Annotated in this window: 1 protein-coding gene; it reads right to left on the bottom strand. The window is 67.6% G+C overall.

From position 1 onward, the window contains the following. Positions 1-578: TCP-1/cpn60 chaperonin family protein (locus AB0C16_RS40300; protein WP_357691444.1), on the bottom strand; the 578-nt coding region annotated here is incomplete at both ends.

Genomic DNA, 578 nt, shown 5'->3' on the forward strand with positions numbered 1-578 from the left:
CCCTTGTCGAAGCGCATGCCCTCGGTGAGCTCGAGCTCGAGGCCGAAGGTGTTGCTCTCCTCGACGGTGATGACGCCTTCCTTGCCGACCTTGTCCATCGCCTCGGCGATGAGAGCGCCGATCTCGGGGTCGGCGGCGGAGATGGAGGCGGTGGAGGCGATCTGCTCCTTGGTCTCCACGTCCTTGGCCAGCTTGGACAGCTCCTCGCTGACCCGCTCGACCGCGGACTCGATGCCCTTCTTCAGCGACATCGGGTTGGCGCCGGCGGCCACGTTACGCAGGCCCTCGCGCACCAGCGCCTGGGCGAGCACGGTGGCGGTCGTGGTGCCGTCGCCCGCGACGTCGTCGGTCTTCTTGGCGACTTCCTTGACCAGCTCGGCGCCGATCTTCTCCCACGGGTCCTCGAGCTCGATCTCCTTGGCGATGGAGACGCCGTCGTTGGTGATCGTGGGGGCGCCCCACTTCTTCTCCAGCACGACGTTGCGGCCCTTGGGGCCGAGGGTCACCTTGACGGCGTCGGCGAGCTGGTTCATACCGCGCTCGAGACCGCGCCGGGCGTCCTCGTCAAACGCGATCAT

Origin of the sequence: Nonomuraea sp. NPDC048916 (genome assembly GCF_040649575.1) — a bacterium.
In the GTDB taxonomy this organism is placed as follows: domain Bacteria; phylum Actinomycetota; class Actinomycetes; order Streptosporangiales; family Streptosporangiaceae; genus Nonomuraea.